The sequence below is a fragment of the Coleofasciculus sp. G1-WW12-02 genome (assembly GCF_040219735.1).
Lineage (GTDB): Bacteria > Cyanobacteriota > Cyanobacteriia > Cyanobacteriales > Coleofasciculaceae > Coleofasciculus.
In genome coordinates this window covers 1-17,794 of the sequence record NZ_JAVJRX010000159.1, presented here as the reverse complement: position 1 = coordinate 17,794, position 17,794 = coordinate 1, and the positions used below count along the sequence as shown (strand labels likewise).

The following is a 17,794-nucleotide window of genomic DNA, read 5'->3' as shown; positions in this document are numbered from 1 at the left end:
ATGGCACGTCTATCAATTGTAGAGGCTCCCGCATCCTCTGGCTTCCCCGTGCAAAAAACGCTCTCGCATCCTCTGGCTTCCCCCTTTTGAAGGGGGACGGGAGGGGGATCTAATAGGGAAGAGGGGGATCTAATAGGGGGTGACAAAGACGGATTTAGTATCATTCATAATTTCTCCCAACCACCTCCCGCACCCGATAGATTGGTCGCCCTTGGGATTCATGGTAGGTTCGCATTAACACTTCTGCCAATAGACCAAAGCTAAATAACTGGACGCCTGCTAATAACAGAACAACAGCTAAAATCAGCAAAGGTCGGTCACCAATACTCTGCCCAAAACCTAGTTTGAGTATCGTTAAATATAGCCCTAAAAACAATCCGACACCGAAGGAAAGCAAGCCGAATAGTCCAAAGACATGCATGGGGCGAGTGAGGAATTTTTTCATAAAAAATACGGTCAATAAATCCATCACCACACGAAACGTTCGCCCCAATCCATACTTACTTGTACCATAACGACGGGCATGATGTCGCACGGGAATTTCACTAATTCTGGCTCCCTCAATGTAAGCTAACGCTGGCAAGAATCGATGTAACTCGCCATAGAGATTCATATCCGCCACCAGTTCAGAACGGTAGGCTTTAAGCGAACACCCATAGTCATGTAATTTGACGCCAGTTACCTTTCCAATAAGCAAATTGGCAATTTTAGAGGGGAGGAGTCGAGTTAAAGCCGCATCTTGTCTTTCTTTGCGCCAACCACTGACTAAATCATACCCTTCTTCTATTTTGGCGAGTAAGGCGGGAATATCAGCCGGATCATTTTGTAAATCACCATCTATCATCACAATAACGCGACCTTGAGCATGTTTAAATCCGGCTGACATAGCGGCGGTTTGACCGTAATTTCGGCGGAGAATCACCGCTTTTAAGTCCGGGCGGCTGCGTGCTAACTCCAGGAGGAGTTCTGTGGAACCATCTTGGGAACCATCATCGACACAGACAATTTCGTAGGAAAGCTGATTGGCACTTAAACTGGTTGCTACGGCGTCAACTAGGTGCGGTATACTAGCAACTTCATTGTAAATAGGTACAACTACCGATAACGCCAGTGGATTTGATGAAAGGATTTTTGCTTGATAGGTCTCAAACGATAATGAATCCGTCATTTCTCAAGTCCTAGTTTTCCAAATTTAGCCTGAATTTTTGAATGGTAGCAATTCTCCGACAGAATTTAACACAGATCATTTTTAGGAGCAAACTTCTGTTCATCTGGTTTTTCATAGCATCTTGGGCGTGGGGAATAGGTGTGGGGTGTAGAGAAGATTTCAGTAATTTTATTAATAGAATGATGTAAGCTTATTGTGTAAGGGCAGCTTTATTTTTAGGGTCTACTAATAAATATCCTCTATCTTTTCACTTTAATCAGTTTAGGAAATTCTGCCAAAAGCGATCGCGCAAATTCCACTCAATATTAAACCAATGCCTACCCAGTGCGTATAGGAAACATGTTCTTTTAAAAGAATCGTTCCAGATAAAGTGGTTGCTGTAATAGTTAATCCAATAACTAAGGGATAAACCAAGGATAAATTAAGTTTACCCAAAACGAGTACATAAAATACTGTACTCACTGCATAAGCCGTAATACCTCCGAGTAGATAAAGATTTAGAGGATTCTGACCAGCTCCTAGTTTTAGAAGGCTTTGACCGAGAGAGTTTAAGGAGACGGATATCAAAATCAGAACGCTGAGAACCAGAGGATTGTTCATGATCACATTTTTACCGATATGGAGCAAGTAGCAAGTTCATTGTATTCCCTTTTGCTTCATTTTTCTATTAATATCTAGCACCAATCTCACCTCATCAGGATTTTCTTCTGCCCATAATTCCCTATCCGCATTAATTTTATCTAAGTGATACTCTATAGTTTTAGGTGTAAGCAAAATACCAAAATCATTAGGTACAGTATGTTCGTGATGTGAAAAGATACGATTGAGGACTAAATCACCTACTTTTTCAGTGTAGTGAGAGTTATCTGCATAATTTTTCATCGTATCGGTAATCACCTCTGTGGTAATACTGTTGTAGCCGGAAAAATCCCAAACAGGAACAATTTTCACAAGATGTCGTTTCCACTGTTCAAAGGTTTGCCAACGTCCAGTAGCACGAATGGCTTCCCATTGGGTAGTGTGAGATGGAGAAATAAATACTTTTAAGTCTATGTTATATTCTTGGCAAAGTTCTACAATTTTTTTAAAGTCAGAGAAATATTGCTCAGAAAACTGATAATCTGAATGGAAGTCAAAGTAAAGTTTTATTCCTCCATTAAATCTCCATTCCGTTTCATCTGGCGGGATCTTACGATTAGGCATAAAGCCATTGTCACCATAATCATCATTTTCATTGGCATCGGCTAAACTGGCAACGACTGTTTCTCGACTGGCGAACAGGGCATCTAAAGAAAATGTAGAATTCAGAAAATCTTCCAGGGCAAAAAAATTTTTCTCTAGTCTCTTTTCGGAAAAAGTGGGTTGATTCATTAATGATGAATTAAACATAAAAAAGTCTACACCAAATACCACTGTTTTTATATTTTGCTGATTGGCAATTGCATGTTCTAAGTAACGGCGCACTTCATAAGCGTTAGGTCCGTTAATGGCTAAATTATAGGCAGGTTGTTTATCCTTTAAGGCTGAATGACTCGGATTTAATGCCTGTTTAGTTCGGGATGAACCTATAAAAACGGTTACCGGTTTAATTCGGATAACATCGGTTGCTTTAAAGAGTCGATCATTTTTATCTTTATATGGTTTTGAATCGTTAATTCCCAAAAAATCCGGAGTATTAAATATATCGTAAGGATCAATAATCATATTGAATAATCCTACTGATATTAAAGGAGTCAAAGCAGCGATAAAAAATACCAGATTAAACCAACGATAGGGTTTTCTCCAAAAATGATGTCTTTGGGATTTGGAAAAATTTTCAGAACGTTCAGATTTTAATTGAGTAAATAGTTTCATCCTGATTCAAGTGTATGGCGTTTTCCTGGGAGATGTAACACTCACGAGAGTAGAGAAAGGGAACAGGAGACAGAGGAAAATAACTAAGAAGTATGGATGTGTTTTGTGTGATTATAAACTAACATTAGGCTTCCTGAATAATTGAGAATTTCTAATTTCTGTATTAGAATTGAAAATAGAGAAATTCTGATACGCGATTGAGTGATAGCAAAGAAAAACTTGCTAAGACACCCACCCACGCTGCCCACCACCATCTGGGTTTAAGCTTTTGCAGAATTTGCTGGGTATTGGGCATAAATGTTGCACAGAAGGTTAGTGCTACTAAAACAACTAAACTTAACGTTTTACTGCCATTAATGTTTGGTAAATAAACTAAATCTTTCCAAGACTTAAGTTGGAATCCCAAGTGGGTTATTATTGACAATTTCCCTTGATCTTCACCAGGTAATATAACACCATTTATCCCCATCATTGTTTGGACAAGTTGAATTGCTTCTGGTAAACTGCGTGATCGAAATAATACCCATCCCAAGATAACTGCAAAAAATGTTACGATCCACGCTAATAGCTTGGGTAATGGCATATTGAATTTACGCCACCAATGATTAATGGATAAATACATACCGTGCAATCCACCCCATATCACATACGTCCAGCCCGCACCGTGCCATAACCCACCCAGTAGCATTGTAATTAAAAGGTTAGCATAACGACGTACTTGTCCCCGACGACTTCCACCAAGGGGAATGTAAAGGTAATCACGAAGGAAATTGGATAAGGTAATATGCCAACGTCGCCAGAAGTCGATAATAGAGGTGGCTTTATAGGGGGAATTAAAATTAATCGGCAGGTGGATATTGAACATCAACCCTAAACCAATTGCCATATCCGAGTAGCCAGAAAAATCAAAATATAGTTGAAAGGTATAACTCAGTGCGCCCACCCAGGCTTCAATAAAGCTGACAGCCCCTGGATTATCAAAAACTGGGACTACCCAGGGTGAAATGTTATCCGCGATTAAGACTTTCTTGGATAGCCCCAGACTAAACATAGTTAATCCTAGCGCCATGTTTTTTTGAGAAAAGATGAAATGCCGCTTTTTGCGAAACTGATTAATGAGTTCGTCATGACGTAGAATTGGTCCGGCAATTAATTGAGGAAAGTAACTAATAAACAAGCTGTAGCTTAATAGGTCGTAGTTAGAATTTTTGGTTTCTCCCCGGTAGGCATCAACTAAGTAAGCAATTTGGGTGAAGGTGTAAAAGGAAATACCTAGAGGTAAGATAATTGTCGGAATGATTAGGTCTGTGTTGAGAAGCCCGTTAATTGAAGATAGGAAAAAATTAGCATACTTGTAGTAACCAATGATTGCTAAGTTAATGCTAATCCCCACCCACAGTAAAATTTTTCCTTGCTTTCCTTTTGGTTGAGTATTTTCTATAGCTTTGCCCATTTGGTGATTAAAGGCAATAGAAATAAGTAAGAGGGGAAGATAGGCTATATTCCAGTAACCATAAAAAATGAAAGAACTGATGGTTAAGCAGATGGCAGCAAGTTTAAGTAACTTGAATTTCGCTAATCCAAAGAATACAATTAGTGTAAAAGGTAAAAATACAAAGATAAAAACGTATGAATTAAATAGCATTTTTTAGAGAATAAACATGAATGAATTTAGGAATGTTATACTTGAGTATTAAAAGATAATTTTGATACTAATTCAGTGACTGGCAATAGACGTAGTCGGCTTCTCGCTTCCTTGAGTATGACCAAGGACAAATGACAAATGACAATCAACGAACCGTTTTTCGTCGCCGTTTCCAGAAGAGCTGTGCTAATTGTCGCCTTAAATTAACCAACCATTGACCGACCCAATGCTGCAAAACCCGCAAGCGATGGCGCAGGGTTGGCAATCGCTGAAGATAGACTAATTGTCTAATCATACCAGCCAAACGACCGCTTATCTTCAGGGCAAAACTGGAAACTACCGCCTCCCCTTTTCCCAAGGTCAACATTTCTCCCAAATGTAAATAGCGGAACGGCTTTAAACGTTTACCCCTAACCGCCCGATACAGGTTTTTGGCGGCACAATCCGCTTGTTGGTAAGCTACTTGTGCGGTTTTGGGGAGTTGACCTGGATAATCTGGGATTTCTGCCATATCCCCTAGGGCGAGGACTTCTGGATAGCCGACAACCTGTAAAGTAGGGTGGGTGAGTATCTTACCTTGAGGATTCTGCTGACAAGGAAGATGGCGTACCCATTCAATGGAACGAGTTCCCACTGTCCATAACACCAGATCAACGGGCATAATGGTTTTTCCGTTCGGATTAATTAGAGTAATTTGATCCGCTTCAATCACCTCTACGCTGGTTTCAAACTCCATTTGTACCCGACGGGCGGTTAAGGCGCGATAGGCGGATTTCTGACTGTAAGGGGTAAAGGTTTTCAGCAATTGCTGACCCCGTTCAATCAGTCGTACTTGTCCCCGTTCCTGCAAGCGATCGCTCAGTTTACAAGCTAACTCTACACCACTCGGTCCTGCACCGATCACGGCGATGCGAATTTGCGGCAAATTCGACTGTTCCAACTGGTTAAGCTGTTGGTTGAGGCGTTCCGCATCAGTAACGGTGCGGAAGGGATAAGCATACGTCGCTGCACCCGGTACGCCCTCCAAGCGCATCTCGGCACCAACGGTTAATACTAAATAGTCATAACTTACGATTCTGAGATTTTGCCCTAATTCTGATAGGGTTTCTAATTGCAGCTTAACTTGGCGTTTTTCTAGATCGAGAGCCTGAATATTTCCTTGACAAAAGTTAATCGTTGTGTTATTTATTAAGTTTTGGTAACGGGGTGCAATTTCCCAGGCTTGCAGTTCCTCGGTAACCCGTTCATAGAGTAAGGGCGTAAACACCAGATGATCTTTGCGATCAATTAATGTAATTTTATACTTTGGTGATTTAAACAGGCGAAACCGTTGCAGGTATAAGGCGGTATAAAGTCCACCAAAACCCCCGCCTAGAATACAGATGTGAATAGATGGTTCATGGTTCATTGTTCATTCCTAAAGTCTAGTTTAGGAATTTCCCTGTATTCAGGGAAGTTCAGCACTAGAATCCCCAGTTTCTGTTCCATCAACTCGGAGTTTATCCTATAGTGCGCCCCTGAACCCCCAGTAATCAATAAACGTCGCGGCGCTTCCACCTTCTCGGCTAACGCGATTTTGTCTTCGTACATCATGCGTAGCCAGCTCAACTCTCCACCATAGCGGGCGTTGTAAATATAACCTATTGTCCACGCGATCGCAGCAACCGCAATCCAACTGGTCAGTTTTAATGATTTCCACATCAGAATTCAAAGTAAATAAACTCAGACGGCTGATTCGCCGCGAATAAGATGGTTAATCCTAGTAAAACCCGCGATACCCAAGGCAATAGTAACAATTCATATTCAAACTTACGTTTCTGCCAAACGGCGAGATGTTCCATAAATAACACACCATTTGCCAGCAAGAGTGTGACAATTAATACAGCGCCTTCGTTGAGACTATAGGAACTCAAGAATTCGCCTAAATTTGATAAAGAATACGCCCATGGGGTAATAATCGTTCGTAACTTTGAGAGTAATCGTAGAATATCCGTTTCCATAAAGAACAGACACCCCAGCGTCACGGCTCCAAAGGTTAGCGCCCAAGAGATAAACTGAAAACGGGACACCTGCTTTCCTTTTCCGATCAAGCGTTGAAAAGGTCTCCCTGTATATCGCAATAGCAGCAGTAACGCTCCATGATAAGCGCCCCAAATAATAAAATTCCACGCCGCACCGTGCCAGAACCCTGATAGGGTAAAGGTGATGAATAAAAAGAAGGCGGCTAATTGTTTTTTAGAACCCATTAGGGGTAAAAACACATAGTCGCGAAACCAGTTATTCAGGGTAATGTGCCATCGCCGCCAAAATTCCTGGATACTGACGGAGGTATAGGGAGCCAGGAAGTTCACGGTTAGTTGAACTCCCAATATTCTCGCCACACCCAGCGCCATGAAACTATAGCCGGCAAAATCAAAGTAGATTCGCAGGGTAAATAAGTAAGCAAAGAACCAAACAATCCAGGGATTGGCGGTTTCTTGTAAGTTAATGTAGGGGGCGATATTATCGGCTAGCACCAACTTCATAAAGAAGCCCAAAGATAGCCATCGTAATCCTAACTCAAGATTTTCTGCTGTGAATTTAAAGCGAAACCCTTGAATTTGGGGTAATAAGTCAGCCCGTCGTTCAATCGGTCCAGCGACAATTTGCGGAAAGAAGGCAATAAAGTTAATGTAATCCAGAAAAGCGATGGGTTTTTTATATTTAGGTCTGAGCGAATCGACCACAAATGCCACCATCTGGAAGGTGTAGAACGAAACCCCAGGAGGAATCTGTTGAAAAATGGGCAAGGGAAAGTTTTGTTCCCAATTGTTCCTGAATCCCGGTACAACAATGCCAAATACATCTTCGGCAAAAAATGTCAAGTATTTTAGGTAGGCGAGGATAGCGATGTCCGTGATAATCACAATCGCGGCAATTAACTTGGCACCATTCCCACGACGCTGGAGCATCAGCCGTACCATGAAGTAGTTGAACACTACCTCAATAATAAAGATGGCGAAACTAGAGCGACTAGCATTCAAAAACAATATCAGTGACATCACCGCCAAACCGATGGTGTCAAAGTTGTCTCGCCACAGCTTCAGTGATTTGCCAACATAGCGAATGGCAAAGAAAGGAATGGCGTAAAGCAGTAGCACCCACCAGAAGGAAAAGTCAGAAAAATTCAATTAGCAGCTTCCTCCTTTTTTGTCATTCGTCATTGGTTATTGGTCATTTCTTATTTGTCATTCGTCATTTGTTAGGGAACAGGGAACAGAGAACAGGGAATAAGGTAATGGGAGAAATTTGCTCCCCCTGCTCCCCTAACCAGGGCGGGTTTAGTCAAGTTATCAGTGTGTAGCCATAAATGATCTGTAAAACCCGCCCCTACAGCCCTGCTCCCAGACGTGCCATGGCACGTCTCTACCCTCCCAATCCTTTCCAAAATCCACCCCAGCCTTTGCCGGATTTTTCGGATGCTTCGGGTTCCACTTCTTTATTATCCGAGGGGGCTACGGGTTTGGCGTTGTTCAATGCGGCTGAAACATCGAATTCTGCGACTAGGTATTGAGCCGATTTCTCAATCGTTGGATAATCCCAGAACAATGTCGAAGGTAATTCCACCTCTAACCAATCTTCGAGTTCACCGACAATGGTTACCGCATCAATGGAATCAAGCCCATAGCGGGTTAAAGGTTCGGTGACATCAATGTTTTTGGCATCTAGGGATAGTTGTTCTACCAGTTGATTCACCATCCAATTTTGAATCGCTTGGACAGAATCAACGGGCTGATTCTTGGTTTCTACGTCACTTTGAAGCATAACGTCATTAGGCTTGGAGTTGGAGTTGTGCACTTGCATGGGGTTTTTCCTCTTGTGTTTCAGTGTGGGCTAGTTGAATGGGTACAATGGAAAACATTTTGTTTTCCTGATGCAGCTGAAGCATTTCTTGAGCAACATTTTCACTGTACGCTTTCGGGACAATATTGGGCAGCGATCGCCAGGGGCGTAAGCGGCGATAAAGTCCTAATACTAACCATTCTCCCTTGCTAAAGAACTCACCCAAGATTTTCCGGTTGTAAATCCAGGTGTGAACCGATGCGGCGGCGGCGTGTAAGTCGCAGTATTTTTTCGCCAGTTCAAATAATTCGGGATCTTGATCATGACCATGTTCAAATCCGGAGTTGGCAATGCGTTCATCAAAGGCGTCGAGTTCTTCTAAAACAATGGTAGTTAAGGTGATAATTTTTTCCAGTACGTCGGCGTCAACATCCGCTTCTGTCTTCAGCGCCTGTAGTTGTTCTAGGGCAATTTCTAGCCCTTGCAGCACATCGTCAGCCCCCCGACCAAATAATTCCAGCTTCTCTGGCTCAAATGGCGGGACGGATTTTTCTAGGGAGAAAATGGCATCCAGACGGGATTGGATACCCTCCATAGTCTTCTGCTTGCGTCTGGATCGATATTTGGCGATTGGGCGAAACTGGAGAATTAGGGCATGAAGGTTAACCACGCTGCTGCCATCAAACATACTGATAATCGAATTATCCCGCAGCAGTTTCTGGAAAATGCCCCAATCATGCTCATCGCGCATATAGAAACGGGAACCGAGGACGACGTAAACACTGTTAATCACCTCTTCTAGTTTGATGGTGACAAAGTATTTAACCACCGTCGCCCAGACGGAAAATTGTTCGGGGATAATATGAAACCCTCTAGCTGCACCGATGGTTTCACAATCACAAACCAACATATCGATGAACGCATCGACTAAGGTTTGCCGAGGTTGAGGGATATCAAAAACAGTTTTGTTATAAACAACCCGGTCAATGGCAAAGTTCAGCGTGGTTCTCAGGGCGGTATCAGCAGCACCGTGAGAGAAGGCGGCGCACAACATGCGGGTGATTTGGAAGCCCTTGAGTGCAAGTTCTAAACCCGAACCTTCGTCTTTTAAGCGTATCCCTTCGGGAATGAAGCAATCCTTAAACCCAATCCCACTCATATCTGAGGCGCGAATACCATGGGTGAGGATTTTGGGCAGGTTGTAGTAGCTAGAGGGGTCAAGTTGACGTTTGTCAACCATAAATAAGGAGAGACAACGAGCGCCTTCTTCTTCACTGGTTTTGGCTAAAACAAACGATACCCCGGAACGGGTAGCGCGGTTAATGGGCCACTTTTCCCCATTCAGGAGATACCCTCCCTCAACTTTTTTGGCACTCACATCGCCACCAATCAAGTCACTCCCATGGGCTCGTTCGGAATAGGCAAGACACATGGTTCCCTTTTCCTCGCGGATAAACTGGGAAAGTTTCTTTTTCTGGGCATCTGTACCCGCCATCCAGGTGAGGAATGACCAGAACATGGTGGTAAATGCGATCGCGATCGTTTGATCTCGCCGCGACATTACCCGCACAAAGGCGACGAATTCCTCAAAGGAGGTAAATTTACCGCCACATTTTTCGGGAACGTAGTAATCTTGAAGTTTCCAGTTATAAAGCCAATCCACTTCAGCTTCAGGAAATTCTTCGCTCTCATCCAGTTCCATCACCCGTTTGAAGGACATCGTACTCTCTGGATGAGCCGGATCTCCTAAATCCCGTTCTAGCGCTTGTGCTATTTGATACTGTTTCAGTTGATGCATTTCTTTGTACCCTCTTTGTTTTTTCGTAGGGGCGGGTTTTACGATTATCCTTACTTGTCACCCTGATGTTCCTAAACCCGCCCCGATATGGTGGAATAAATCTTTAACCAATCACCAATCCCCAATCACCAACCCTAAGACTTGGGAACTTGTAATTGCTGCACCAAAGCATCGACTTCTCCCTGGAGGGTGCGGAACTTACTCCTGAGTTTCGGATTTTCACTCCAATCCGCGATCACACCCAGTTCTCCATTCAAGAACTTAGTTCTCGCCGCAAGGCGCTGAATTTTGCCACTTGAGGTTTTCTCAATTGTTCCCGGTTGAACTAGGACAACCGCATAAGCTGGGATTTCATGTTCCTCGGCTACAGCTTGACGAATATCCGTAATTACTTCCTCAAAGTTGACATCTTGAGTCCGACGTTCAACCTCCTGTAGCACAATCAACCGTTCCTCACCGCCAGCCTCGATGGAAAAGGCGGCGCCATAATCAGGACGCAAGGCGGAGTGAACCTGCTGGACTGTCCATTCAATATCTTGAGGATAATGATTAGTACCTCGGATAATAATCAGGTCTTTAATCCGACCGGTAATAAATAGTTCACCGTCCCGCAAAAATCCTAAATCCCCGGTTCGTAAGAACGGACCTTCGTCGGTATCTGTCAGGTAAGCCTGAAATGTTTCCTTTGTCGAATCCGGACGTTGCCAGTACCCTTTCGCCACACTGGGGTCTTTCACCCAAATTTCCCCTACTTGATCACGGTCACATTGTGTCAATGTATCAGGATTAGCGATAACGACTTGAGTATCACAAACCAGACGCCCACAACTGGGTAACATCCTTACCCCTTCTTGGGGGCTGGATACGGGAACAATCCGATTTTTTTCTAAAGCAGACGCATCAAGGATACAAAGAACCGGCGGGGTGAGCAATGGCTTACTGGATACCAGCAGGGTATCTTCTGCTAGTCCATAAGCAGGGGCAAAGGCATTCCAACGGAACCCACATTGTTCAAAGGTTTCAAAGAAAGACTGCATCACTTTCGGGTTAATCGGTTCCGCCGCATTTCCCGCCGCTTGCCAACTGCTCAAATCCAGTTTTGCTAGTTGTTTGGGTTTTGCCCGCCGCACACACAAATCGTAAGCAAAGTTAGGCGCTTGGCTATGAGTTGCCCGATAATGGGTAATTGCCCCTAACCATCGCATCGGTTGCTTAATAAAGGAAAAGGGCGACATTACATAACAGGGCGTCCCGTTATAGAGGGGTTGAACCATGCCTTGGACTAACCCGTAATCGTGGAAGTAAGGCATCCAAGTCACGGTGGCGCTATCTGCATCGTAACCGCAGGCTTGATTAAGATAGCCGGAATGGAACATCAGGTTATGGTGAGATAGCATTACCCCCTTGGGTGTGGAGGTAGACCCTGATGTGTACTGGAGATACGCTAGATCATCCCGACTTGCTTGTGGATCTTGCCATGCTTGAGCCAGATTGAGATCGACCTGTTCAGTATCCAGCCACTGCATTTGGTCGAATTCGGGAAACTCCTCCCGTCCATTCTCCAGCAGAGAAAGAATTCGACCTGTGGTTAAACAAATAGAGGCTTGGGCATCTTGAACAATAGAGCGCAGTCTGGGTAACGTGCGCTTCATTCGTCCCCCATCCGGAGGCGGGACAGGGATCGCAATTATCCCCCCATATAAACAGCCACAAAAGGCAGCAATCACCTCTAATCCTTGGGGATAGAGGAGTAAAGCACGTTCACCTCTAGCACTATGCTGTTGCAGCCAAGCCCCAATCGCCCGGGCTAAACGGTCAAGGTCAGCATAAGTGAGTTCGGGTCCTTCTGGCTTGCCATCAACGAGAAACTTATAGGCTAACTTGTCTGGGTGCTGCAGCGCCCTCCAACGTAGCAGTTCCGTAAGTGTAGAAAATTCAGCTAGGGAATTTGTCGAACTAGCAGGGTTTTGAACCATTTTTAATAACGTTGTCTAAGGAGTTGGCTTGGGCTAACTTTAGGATGTTGCAGCCGCGATCGCTCCATTCTTAGTCGGCGTTTGATTCGCCACCTTAGCTGGGCTACCTGATCCTCACGAACACTTAACTAATCTTAAAAATTGATAACCAAACGTGACATAATTATTATCCTCCCAGTGCTTTACATAATTATGGCGTAATATTTATGAATGATACTGATCCTCTATAAAGTTTTGGTAAAGTTTTAGCCCGCCCTCGGTTCCATAATTTGTATCCAGGTTCGCCCTTGATTATCTTGTTGGGATTGTTAAACCATAAAGAATGAACCAATTCGCCAATCTCCTGCAAACCCCCCATAGCGGTTATCACTGGGATGGAAGTAGTTCTCGCTTCTTTGAAGGGTGGTACTATCGAGTCACCTTACCCGATTGGGGTCAGACCTTTGGCTTCATGTATTCCATTGAAGATCCCATCGGCGGTCAACCCCACACCGGTGGCGCCGCTCAAATTTTGGGTCCTGAGGATGGTTATCTGTGCCGTACTTTTCCAGATGTTGAGCAATTTTGGGCATCTCCCACATCCTTAGCCCTAGGACATTGGGGGAAAACAGACTTAGCAATTCCCGCCCAATATTTAGATCCCGCCACCTTTGACAATCATATCCACCAAGGGTATCAAGCCACCGCTACCTTGAATCAAGGTAAAATTAGTGATCCCGCCACGGGGGATTACTGCCATTGGCGCTATGAAATTCAACCCATCTATGGTTGGGCGAGTCGCGATGCACCTGAGCAATCAACAGCAGGCTGGTTATCGTCATTCCAGATATTTGAACCCGGTTGGCAGATTTTGATGGCTCACGGCTGGGCGACGGGTTGGATTGAGTGGAAGGGTCAACGCTACGAGTTTACCAATGCTCCCGCTTACGGCGAAAAAAACTGGGGACGTTCTTTTCCACAAAAGTGGTTTTGGCTCAATTGCAACAGCTTTGACAATGAACCTGACTTGGCGCTCACGGCGGGTGGGGGTAGGCGGGGAGTGCTGTGGTGGATGGAATCAGCGGCGTTAATTGGTATCCACTATCAAGGGCAATTTTATGAATTTGTCCCCTGGAATTCAGAAGTGCGCTGGCAAATTCAGCCTTGGGGAGACTGGCAAATGCAAGCCCGCAATGCTGAGTATGAGGTTGAGTTAATCAGTACGACAAATCAACCGGGTACTCTCCTGCGTGCCCCAACGGAACAGGGTTTAATCTTTATTTGCCGCGATACCATGCAGGGTAAGCTTACCCTGGAACTGCGATCGCGACGCGGGGGAACTGCTAAAACGATTCTCAAAGCCGATAGCTCACTTTGCGGACTAGAAGTGGGTGGGGAACCTTGGAATGAGGCTTGGACAGGTCAGGCAAAATTGCCCTGGATTTCCTAGATTCCTTATTTTTTGCAGAAGTTGGGGATCAGGCAAGACTATAGAGAAAGTATTGGGTATAATGGTTGAGTTGAATGGGGCTGTGGCTCAGATGGATAGAGCAAGCGCCTCCTGAAAAATCGGGCACCGTCAGGGAAACCTAACGAGTGAATGTAGTCAAATTCAAGGAAGCCTAAGTCTTAACAGATAAGGTAATCTTGAGCCAAGCCGATTAGTTGGAGTTTAAGCCAATCTGGAAAAACTCCAACCTTATAACTAATCGGAAGGTGCAGAGACTGGTTTAAGGAAACCAATAAAAGATGGACTATAATGTCTCATCGAAAGTAGAGCAACGCGGTATTCTGGCTGGACTGTTATTAGGTGATGGAAAAAGAAATCAAAAAAACTTCTTTATCCAGACTTCATCTAAACATGAGGAGTATCTCTTATTTAAGAAAAAGCTTCTCGAACAAATAACCGGAAAACCAGTCAGTATCCGACGCTGGAGTACAAGGAAGGACTATAAGCAGATTCGCCTGGAACCCAAGTTGATTCCGCTGACGCGGGTCTTGGTTAAGAAGCTTTATCAAGCTGGAACGAAAACAATCACTCGGAAGTTCCTGAATCTCTTAACCCCCCAGGGAATAGCCATCTGGTTTATGGATGATGGTTCTAAGTCCTTCCCGAAAAAAGACGGAAAGGTTCATGCTTTGACGCTTAATCTCAATACTTATCTCTCGAAACCACAAAATGAGATCATTGTTTCTTATTTTGCAGAGGTTTGGGGATTTAAGTGGGGGCTGAGTAAAGGGAAAGGTCTTTATCGTCTGCGAATGGGAACGAAAGAAGGAAAACGATTTCTAGCTTTCATTCGTCCTTACATCCACGAAAGTATGCTCTATAAAGTACAAACGTCCTTAAACAGAACGGCTACCACCTAAAGGCGACAAGCCCAAGGTGAAGGGATAGTCCAGAGAGTGAGGAAACTCACACCAATCTGAAGCGCTAGGTCGCCGGTTCGAATCCGGCCAGTCCCGTGGTTAAGAGAATATCAGTAGACCGAAAAAGTTTTCGGTTGAAATCGCTATGTCCCAGACGCGATGCAAGAAGCGTCTGGGGAGTGAGTGTCCAAATCTGTACGGACTAGCAGAGGATTAGGGTGGAAAGTTTTCAGGGGATCGTAGAACTTTTCCAGTAATGGATTGCATTGCGGTTAAGCGTACCTTTAGACTGGTATCTTGCGATGTAGGGGGATTTTCAGGTTCCACCCAAACGAGCGCTCCTCCTTGATACCACCTGATTCATCTATTTATTCATGCTTTTGAGGATTTCTGTGCGTCAACGGCGATACTTGTTTTCGCGATCGCGGCGCTCTAAAGTTAGATTACTGCCCTGGTTGATGCCGATTTTGGCGGTTTCGCTATTGTGTGGCTATAAGCAAATTCAAAGTTATTTGATCCAGCCGGAAGCTATTTTGGTTTTAGGGGGAGAAGAAGAACGAGAACTCTTTGCGGCTGATTTCGCCCAGCAGCACCCCAATCTTCACATCTGGGTATCGTCGGGTAGTCCGTCTTGGTACACCGAAAAGGTATTCGCCAAAGCCGGAATTCCCCGCAACCTTCTCCATATTGATCGCCGTGCTACCGATACAGTAACCAACTTTACGACGTTGGTGGATGAGTTGAAAGCCCAAGGTATCGATGGTGTCTATTTGATTACGGCTGATGATCACATGCTGCGTGCGCGTGTAATTGGTGAAATTGTGTTTGGCAGTCGCGGGATCACGATTAAACCCGTCCCTGTGTCCTTAGGACGTGATCCTGAACCCATTGAGAAATCCCTGCGGGATGGTGCGAGAGCTTTATTATGGGTAACTACGGGATATACTGGAGCGACTTTGGGTCAGACATCCAATTTTCTCAAAAAATAGAACTTATAAGAGTAAAGACATTCTATGCAGCGTCTCTACATGACCGCTAATTGTAATGAAACCAAGCAACCTTTTAGGCGGCGAGTTCTTGGACTAAAACATAGGGCTGAACAATCAAGGCTTGAAACCGTTTGCTTTGATCGCTATTCCAATCGGCTAATTGATTGGGAAAAGGTTTGTGAAGCTGTTGGTTACTAATCCAAGACTGGACAGACAAGGTATCATCATTCGCGATCGCGACTCCAACATCAAGTATATCTAACTCTTGCGTCACCACGATCACAACATCTTGTTTAGCGTGAGGAACCAGCCAATCCCAGGCGGCTTCATCAACGGATTGAGCGAGTTCTGCTTTTAAATCTTGCATGACTTATCGAAGGACTTATGACAAAGGACGAATGACTAATGACGAATAGACATCGCCGCATCCAAATGTTTTAATAATGTACCTTGAGGTAAAGACCCTTGTAAATGACTCCAAGGCAGTATTTGCTCTGTTGACCAATTCTCATGGACATAAAAATCCAATTCTGGCAACTTTCCTTTTAACTGCTTGAGAGCCCGCCGAAAACTGCCCACGGAATCGCCATAATGCCGTGTTAATTCTAACAACTCAGACAATCGGCGATCGCCTCTAGAGATTAGCGCCTGAATCACTGACCAATTATAGCTTTCTGGGCGAAAGTCAATCCCCTGCGATCGCAAGGCTTTCTGCAAATACTTCAACCGCTTCTGGGCGGCGGGATTCACGCCAAACCATTGAAAGGGTGTATGGGCTTTGGGAACAAAGGTACTGCATCCCAAAGTTAAGCGTAAACCTGGGGCGGCTTTTTTGATCGCCTGCATCATCGCTACCGTCTGTTCCACATCAGACATCTCTTCTCCGGGAATACCCACCATCCCATAAACTTTGAGTGCCTTTAATCCCCCAGCTTTAGCATTAATTGCCGCTTGAATAATCTCTTGATTATGCAATTTCTTATTAATAATTTGCCGTAATCGTTCCGAACCACTTTCCACAGCAATAGTAATCGATCGCGTGTCCCGTTTCGACAAAGTTTCCGCTAGTTTAGGTGTAACGGTATTGGTTCGCACTGAGGCAATACTTAAGCGGACATTATCATAGTCCGGTTTTGCCAGATAATCCAGCAACACCTCAAACTCTGGATGCTGAGTCACCGACGCCCCCAGTAAGCCAATGCGCTTAGTTACTGTCAATCCGCGTTCAATCGCTGGAATCAACGAATCAGTTGCACTTGGCGTGCGAAAGGGCAAAGTTAAATAACTCGCCAAACAGAAGCGGCACATTTCTGGGCAACTGCGTACCACTTCCACCATATAAATATTTTCCCAAGCGGCTTTTTCGGTAACAACGGTGGAGGCGGATAGAGTATTCCCGCGATAGGTTTGCTTAGTTACGGTGGCCCGAATCTGGGAATCGACGGGTTGAATGGATGCGATCGCGCCTGTTTGCTCCTGATAGGTTACGGTATACAAACTGGGAACATATATCCCTGGAACTTGGGCTAATCGCCGCAATTTCTCGATTCTATTGGCTTGGCGAATTTCTTTATAAGCCTCAATAAAATCCCCTAATAGGGTTTCCCCATCCCCTAACAAAATCACATCAAAGAAATCAGCAAAGGGTTCAGGATTTGCGGTTAGTACGGGTCCGCCGCCAAACACCAGGGGATGCTGCTCATTCCGTTGTGCGGATCGTACCGGAATCTCTAAGGATTCTAGTAGGGACAAAATATTGACATAATCCAGTTCCCATGATAATGAAAAGCCGAGTAACTCTGGCTGTCTGGGCAAAGGTTCATGGCAATCAGTAAACAAGCGACTTACCTGGAGGTCAGATCGCTCGGCTAGGGTTGCCCAAACCACCTGATAGCCTAAGCTGGTAATCCCCACGGTGTAGTCATTGGGGAAGGCAAAGATGGTGGGGATAGCATCGGTTTGCGGGGGAGTCGGTGTAAAGAGTAAGCGTTCAGCGGCAAAGGCAGAAACAGTCACAAGCAGTATTTGAGGCAATTAGGTTTGTGCTTTCTATTTTGACACTCCCCCGCTTGAAAGACGGGGGATTCTTGAGCTAATCACAGCCCTTTCGAGTTACCCCTAATTAGGTCTTACACGATTATGTCCTACCCGAAGTCAACTAGAATATCACTTAATATCTAGAACCCCTCTTCT

14 protein-coding genes and 1 pseudogene are annotated in these 17,794 nt (G+C 44.5%); 3 read left to right on the top strand and 12 right to left on the bottom strand.

What is annotated here, in order from left to right; genetic code table 11:
• Positions 1–160 precede the first annotated feature (160 nt).
• The 10 genes and pseudogenes from RID09_RS25520 to RID09_RS25475 form a co-directional block, all read right to left on the bottom strand.
• On the bottom strand, positions 161–1,168 hold the full coding sequence (locus RID09_RS25520; protein ID WP_446338720.1) for a glycosyltransferase family 2 protein: 1,008 nt from the start codon (positions 1,166–1,168) through the stop codon (positions 161–163).
• A gap of 261 nt (positions 1,169–1,429) precedes the next feature.
• Complete coding sequence (locus tag RID09_RS25515; RefSeq protein WP_446338719.1) at positions 1,430–1,768, bottom strand: SMR family transporter; 339 nt, start codon at positions 1,766–1,768, stop codon at positions 1,430–1,432.
• Between the two features lie 36 nt (positions 1,769–1,804).
• Entirely contained in the window at positions 1,805–3,022 is a 1,218-nt protein-coding gene (locus RID09_RS25510) for a hypothetical protein (RefSeq protein ID WP_446338718.1), read from the bottom strand.
• Positions 3,023–3,185: 163 nt separating this feature from the next.
• Positions 3,186–4,667, bottom strand: a complete 1,482-nt coding sequence (locus RID09_RS25505) for an MBOAT family O-acyltransferase (RefSeq protein ID WP_446338717.1) — start codon at positions 4,665–4,667, stop codon at positions 3,186–3,188.
• Between the two features lie 145 nt (positions 4,668–4,812).
• Complete coding sequence (locus RID09_RS25500; RefSeq protein WP_446338716.1) at positions 4,813–6,075, bottom strand: NAD(P)/FAD-dependent oxidoreductase; 1,263 nt, start codon at positions 6,073–6,075, stop codon at positions 4,813–4,815.
• A 44-nt stretch (positions 6,076–6,119) separates the two neighbouring features.
• Positions 6,120–6,368, bottom strand: a pseudogene (locus tag RID09_RS25495) (hypothetical protein); the annotation flags it as partial.
• Positions 6,368–7,837 carry an MBOAT family O-acyltransferase gene (locus RID09_RS25490; protein ID WP_446338715.1) on the bottom strand — a complete coding sequence of 490 codons (1,470 nt, stop codon included), beginning with the start codon at positions 7,835–7,837 and terminating at the stop codon, positions 6,368–6,370. The gene RID09_RS25490 and the pseudogene RID09_RS25495, both read right to left, overlap by 1 nt.
• A 235-nt stretch (positions 7,838–8,072) precedes the next feature.
• A complete protein-coding gene (locus RID09_RS25485) occupies positions 8,073–8,471 on the bottom strand; it encodes an acyl carrier protein (RefSeq protein ID WP_446338750.1) in 399 nt (132 codons plus the stop codon).
• A gap of 7 nt (positions 8,472–8,478) precedes the next feature.
• Entirely contained in the window at positions 8,479–10,287 is a 1,809-nt protein-coding gene (locus RID09_RS25480) for an acyl-CoA dehydrogenase (RefSeq protein WP_446338714.1), read from the bottom strand.
• 134 nt (positions 10,288–10,421) lie between these two features.
• Entirely contained in the window at positions 10,422–12,263 is a 1,842-nt protein-coding gene (locus RID09_RS25475) for a fatty acyl-AMP ligase (RefSeq protein WP_446338713.1), read from the bottom strand.
• A 322-nt stretch (positions 12,264–12,585) separates the two neighbouring features.
• Here RID09_RS25475 and RID09_RS25470 point away from each other — a divergent pair, with 322 nt between their 5' ends.
• The 3 genes from RID09_RS25470 (at position 12,586) to RID09_RS25460 (ending at position 15,601) form a co-directional block, all read left to right on the top strand.
• Positions 12,586–13,692 carry a tocopherol cyclase family protein gene (locus RID09_RS25470; protein ID WP_446338712.1) on the top strand — a complete coding sequence of 369 codons (1,107 nt, stop codon included), beginning with the start codon at positions 12,586–12,588 and terminating at the stop codon, positions 13,690–13,692.
• 299 nt (positions 13,693–13,991) lie between these two features.
• On the top strand, positions 13,992–14,612 hold the full coding sequence (locus tag RID09_RS25465; protein ID WP_446338711.1) for an LAGLIDADG endonuclease: 621 nt from the start codon (positions 13,992–13,994) through the stop codon (positions 14,610–14,612).
• Positions 14,613–14,986: 374 nt separating this feature from the next.
• Entirely contained in the window at positions 14,987–15,601 is a 615-nt protein-coding gene (locus tag RID09_RS25460; protein WP_446338710.1) for a YdcF family protein, read from the top strand.
• A 73-nt stretch (positions 15,602–15,674) separates the two neighbouring features.
• Here the strand turns inward: RID09_RS25460 and RID09_RS25455 are convergent, their stop codons facing one another.
• Both RID09_RS25455 and RID09_RS25450 read right to left on the bottom strand, forming a co-directional pair.
• On the bottom strand, positions 15,675–15,968 hold the full coding sequence (locus RID09_RS25455; RefSeq protein WP_446338709.1) for a DUF2288 domain-containing protein: 294 nt from the start codon (positions 15,966–15,968) through the stop codon (positions 15,675–15,677).
• Between the two features lie 35 nt (positions 15,969–16,003).
• Positions 16,004–17,617, bottom strand: a complete 1,614-nt coding sequence (locus RID09_RS25450) for a B12-binding domain-containing radical SAM protein (RefSeq protein WP_446338708.1) — start codon at positions 17,615–17,617, stop codon at positions 16,004–16,006.
• Between the last annotated feature and the right edge of the window lie 177 nt (positions 17,618–17,794).

Coding starts and splice junctions, on each gene's coding strand:
- RID09_RS25470 (WP_446338712.1), top strand. CDS start 12,586: ATGAACCAATTCGCCAATCTCCTGCAAACCCCCCATAGCGGTTATCAC.
- RID09_RS25500 (WP_446338716.1), bottom strand. CDS start 6,075: ATGAACCATGAACCATCTATTCACATCTGTATTCTAGGCGGGGGTTTT.
- RID09_RS25510 (WP_446338718.1), bottom strand. CDS start 3,022: ATGAAACTATTTACTCAATTAAAATCTGAACGTTCTGAAAATTTTTCC.
- RID09_RS25460 (WP_446338710.1), top strand. CDS start 14,987: ATGCTTTTGAGGATTTCTGTGCGTCAACGGCGATACTTGTTTTCGCGA.
- RID09_RS25485 (WP_446338750.1), bottom strand. CDS start 8,471: ATGCTTCAAAGTGACGTAGAAACCAAGAATCAGCCCGTTGATTCTGTC.
- RID09_RS25475 (WP_446338713.1), bottom strand. CDS start 12,263: ATGGTTCAAAACCCTGCTAGTTCGACAAATTCCCTAGCTGAATTTTCT.
- RID09_RS25515 (WP_446338719.1), bottom strand. CDS start 1,768: ATGAACAATCCTCTGGTTCTCAGCGTTCTGATTTTGATATCCGTCTCC.
- RID09_RS25465 (WP_446338711.1), top strand. CDS start 13,992: ATGGACTATAATGTCTCATCGAAAGTAGAGCAACGCGGTATTCTGGCT.
- RID09_RS25520 (WP_446338720.1), bottom strand. CDS start 1,168: ATGACGGATTCATTATCGTTTGAGACCTATCAAGCAAAAATCCTTTCA.
- RID09_RS25505 (WP_446338717.1), bottom strand. CDS start 4,667: ATGCTATTTAATTCATACGTTTTTATCTTTGTATTTTTACCTTTTACA.
- RID09_RS25480 (WP_446338714.1), bottom strand. CDS start 10,287: ATGCATCAACTGAAACAGTATCAAATAGCACAAGCGCTAGAACGGGAT.
- RID09_RS25455 (WP_446338709.1), bottom strand. CDS start 15,968: ATGCAAGATTTAAAAGCAGAACTCGCTCAATCCGTTGATGAAGCCGCC.